We start from the raw sequence: 4,691 nt of genomic DNA, 5'->3' as shown, positions 1-4,691 counted from the left end.
GTCCAAGAATAGGCGTGTCTGTACAGGGAACCCCGTATTAAATGCCCCCCCTATTTTTTCACCGTAACTCCATTGTAACGAGCTATTGGCATCTGATTTAGAGAACAAACCAGATTTTTTAAAGCGGTTTACCCAGTTCAGGGCCAGTGTATTACCATCATTGACTGGAATTTCCCAGTTATCACTCATGACATACAGCTGAATAAACTCGTCAACTCGATAATCCTCAATGAAATCATCAAAGTCCCCCGTCAGGCTCCACTTAGCGCGGAGAAGCGTTAGTAACTCAATCAAAGAATTCAAAGCATAGGAGCGCAACAAAAAGCGCTTCAACAACTCATCATGATTCGCCTGTTTTTTGAGAAAGTCAGCTAAGCCAACAGCATCAATGACCTGAGGTTGAAGATCTTGACTGATCCCCTTATACAGTGAGATAAGCTCTTTATTGATACAGCTGAGCGTTTTTAGCATACTTTTGTTATTGTACTGAGCTTTGATCTCCTTAAACGTCGCATCACCAAAAAGGTCGCCATAAAAATCAGTTGCAGCGCCCAAAAGATCTGCTCCCACTTTACCGGCAAAATAATAGGCAGCCACTGGTGCGGCAGGCGTCCAGATTGCGACGCTTGCCATTGCATCAACGGCAGCAATAATCAACTTATCTTGAGCTTCCTTTGCCGCAAGCTGATGCCCTTCCCAAATTTGATGCGCGCGATTTAATGCCATCGTTCCAGATCGGCTCGGTGGTAGGGAAACCGCAAAGTCAGGGATGATCAACCTAACCTCTACACGTCGGTTCACAGCGATATCCGCAGTATCTGATCTGTCGTTTACATCGGCATAACCGTCGATATCATCAATCAGTTGTGACTTACCCTTAAACTCAATCAACAACCTTGATTCTAGGTTCGCTCGTTCTTCTCCGCTTGTTTTGGCGAGGATGGCCTCTTTAACTACATCCGCACGCATTTTAGATATCTTTAAGTTATTTTCATGCGTTCCTATTGGCCCTGCATGACCAATAATGGCGACTTGGTAATCAGAATTGTCAGATAAAAGTTGACGCAATCTATCGCAGACGATTTTATAGTCGATGTGTAGCGCTTGAACTTCGTTCTCAAACTCAGCAGAGTTAAACTTGAAGTTCATTCGAACAACGACCCCTTGACCATCAGCAAAGATCTGAGCATTCCCTTCTTTACCAAGTGCTTCCTGCACCGTTTCTGCCTTTTTTTGCCAATGTTCTGGATTATCAAAGCGACGAACAAACGTTAAAGAAGAAAGATAGTTTTCAGCGTATTTGCTTAAAGTTTCTTGCGCTTCTTTCGCATTTTTAATTTGTTCAGAGAACGCCGAATATTGGTCGAACGCTTCCTTGCCACTTGCGATAACTCCAATTGCTGGTAGCGCGCGATTTGTTCCGCTCAAAAAATCACTGCTTAAACGTCCAACGCCACGCATGATTTTTGACTCTGGGCCTGCCGTTTTAAAAGCACGTTTGATATAAGGAATATCGATGACATGCTTTCTAAACACTAACGCTTGTGCTTGTTTCAGCGTTAGCTCTTTACGCGCAAAAATCTTTGCAAGGCTGACGCTCTTTTTAACACCACTGGTTGCGGCAAGTGCCGAATGTAACGCGATACCACTCATCAGAAATGGAGGTAAGGCCCCCGATTCACTGTTTTCCCATAGCGCCTGCCCGATGGTTTTCGCCATTTCTGCAGGTGGACCATAAAGCTTGGCGCCCTCAATAGAGAGAAAGTCACTGCTCAACGATTCGTAGGTTTTGTTGATCGCAGCATGCAAAGATAACGGTGCGACACCCGGCTTTTGCGTAGTTTGATAGGTTAACCCCTTCGTCGCGTAGTCTGAATAAGATGGCAGCTGATTAGGAAATTGTTGGATGAGCGCTTCCTCTAAGGTGATCATGTCACCACACACGCACGCCATTTTGCCAATGCCCGCTGTATCGATAAACGTCAGTTTTTCATGCAGTTCATAAGTATATACATTCTGCTCCACATCAGTTTGAGGGTGTTTCATGAACTGCTTTGTGACATTGGCCTTCAGTACACTTTCGGGTAACACCTTACGTGTTTCATCGAATGCTAACCATTCATCTTCCCAAAATTGGATACGCAACAAATAAAAACCATCTTCAACTTGGCTTGGATCGAGGTTAAACAATGCACTTGGTAAAACTGTATTACCTTCCCTTTTTGTCACCCACAAAGGTTCTTTTACCGAGACCGTCGCTTCAGCGATAACTTCTTCAGTTGCATTTTCTATATCACCCGCTTTAATACTTTGAACTGGGCGAATCAACGAGACCTCTGCGCCACCATAAAGCTTGTCTGTGAACAGTACAGCACAGCTGTGCATCCTTGGCACAACAAAACCTTTCAGGGGTTTGTTTCTTTTTTTCTGACGCTGCAACCAATCGTTGTAGCGTTGTTGCTCTGCTGTGAGATCGCCACCAATATACGCAGGAGCAAGTTGACTAAGGGCAATTTCTGTAAGTTGGAACTGCACACCCGTTTGGTTTGTTTCGTTAGTCCCATCATCAATGTACTGAGCAAAATGCTTAATGTTTTCAGCAAGGCTTGCCAGATCTTTAGCGCCCCCCGTACTTTCTGGATCATTCTGCGACGCAATCATCTGCGCCAACAAACGTAATGGTGGAAAACTTAATTCATAGTTTTTCCCTTTGCTGAGGCCTTCCGGTCGGTTGCCCAACTTGAGCACTTCGTAATTGTCGACATCTCTCGGCACTGAACTTTCAGAATCGACTTTTTCTCCCGATAAAGGCTGCTTACCCCCTGTTTGCGGTGGCTCACCTAAACCTAACTCGACCAATTTTCCCTCTTTGGTGGTGCCCCACAGTGCGGGTTCGCCTCCCGACAAGGCATTGACAATCACCGGGGTCAAAGGAATGGGACGAATCTTACCCGCTAGCTCATTTACTTCGGTTAGATCTGGTTGGGTATGCCAGTCAGGGAATGCCCTACTTAACCCAACTTGCTTTCCTTCAAAAAAAGCACCAAACAGATAGACTTCATTATCAAATGTGAAAGCCATCAGTTCTCCTCCTTAAACCAATTACCTTGGTTTGCGGAGAGGTTATACACAATGGCAGGATCTATTGTGCGGCTGTAACCCAACGGAGACCAACTCCACGCTTGTTTTGTCTGGTTGTTCTGTACTGACATCAGCATCGCGTTATAATTCGTCAAAGAAAAACGATTTTTTAGACCGATGGCATATTGCATTGCCCCATCACGCTCAATCTGTTGACCATTTGCTAGATCAACAACAAACACATTGTGATAGTTGCGATTAGCCGCCCAAACGATGTCCCCTTCTGGACTGATCGCCGTATAATGCGCTTTTGCTTTATTAACAGGTAACTTTTTCCCCCATTGAACCAATTTTACAAGCTCATGAGTCTTTTCATCAATGATTCCAGCTCCAACATCTCCCACCTCATAAATCAACCCGCCTTTTATAAATCCTGTACCGAATATTTGTAAATCCGTTTTTTCCGCCTCACCTTTAGCAATATCCCACTTATACACCACACGCCCCACCTTACCCGTGCGGTAATAAACGTAGCTGCTATCTTCCGCCCACAGGAAACCCGGAATACCAGCTAAACGATGCGGCAAGTCAATTAATTTTTGCTCTTTTAAATCAAAAAGATGTATGTCAGGTCCGGAGTTCAGTGCAACGTAACGATTATTTGGTGAGCGACTGGTTTTGTATCGAGTGCTGGATGCCTTTCCAAGATAGGGTAAATCTGTCACCAAACGCAGGTCCGTACCATCGGTCTTCATACTCCAAACTTTTACACGCCCTTCGTACTCATCGTACATTGGGTCTGGTCCATATCCTTGATCGTCTGATAAGTTTGCCCAAGTAAACTGAACGCGTGGCAAATCGTAAGAACTCGCGTCGTTTAAATCTTCCCTTGGCCATTCTTTGGCACGATGGATAAAGTAACGAGGAAAGTCACGTTGTTGATAAGTCGCAGAGCCAGATTTACGGACCTTGCTCTGCTCCATGGTGTAGTAGTTATGTTCACCCACGTAAGTGCGGCCGTCATCTTTACAACCCGCTATCGATAAAGCAGTAAGTAACAGTAATAGTATTTTTTTCATGGTTTAACCTAGCAATTCTGAAATGGGTACATTTTCTTCTACAACAACAAGACGTTGGCTACCGGTGGAGAGGCTCGAATGAACACCTCGAACAATATCGACGTTCTTGACCTCTGCCGGCGGGAATGCAAAACGCAGCGTCATATAACCATCGTCGTCTTTCATCGCTGAACGAAAGTACGATTTGTGAATCCAATCGTGTTCTATGTTACGAAGCCCAAAGAAATCGTCCGGTTGATCTGTCAAAGGCTCGTGAAGGTAACGTATAGAAGGCAAAGCGCCTCTTGGAGCCAACTTAAGCCCCGCGATATTGCTTTCTTTATGTTCGTTGATGATTCCACTGCCAGTCCCTGTCGATGCGGTACCGGAAACTGGAATAATATTCTCACCCGCATTATCAAAGCTTTGGGATGAGGAGTATATTTGCAACTCTGAAAGAGACTTAGCAATTGAAGCAGGATCACTCTCTAGCTCAGACAGTTCCGTGTTTGTCAAAGCCAACTCGGAATAATGGATATAACATTCTTGTAC

The 4,691-nt window shown here is 44.7% G+C and carries 2 protein-coding genes and 1 pseudogene; all 3 read right to left on the bottom strand.

The genetic code is table 11. The features are described from left to right. On the bottom strand, positions 1–3,081 hold a 3,081-nt coding region (locus CAG68_RS07245; RefSeq protein WP_161440970.1), incomplete at its 3' end, for an OmpA family protein. After that, complete coding sequence (locus CAG68_RS07240) at positions 3,081–4,160, bottom strand: hypothetical protein (RefSeq protein ID WP_053349232.1); 1,080 nt, start codon at positions 4,158–4,160, stop codon at positions 3,081–3,083. The genes CAG68_RS07245 and CAG68_RS07240, both read right to left, overlap by 1 nt. 3 nt (positions 4,161–4,163) lie before the next feature. Next, a pseudogene (locus CAG68_RS07235) lies at positions 4,164–4,691 on the bottom strand (hypothetical protein); the annotation flags it as partial.

This window comes from Vibrio sp. V42_P2S4T144 (assembly GCF_009904715.1).
GTDB lineage: Bacteria > Pseudomonadota > Gammaproteobacteria > Enterobacterales > Vibrionaceae > Vibrio > Vibrio alginolyticus.
This window is presented reverse-complemented; position numbering and strand designations above follow the sequence as displayed.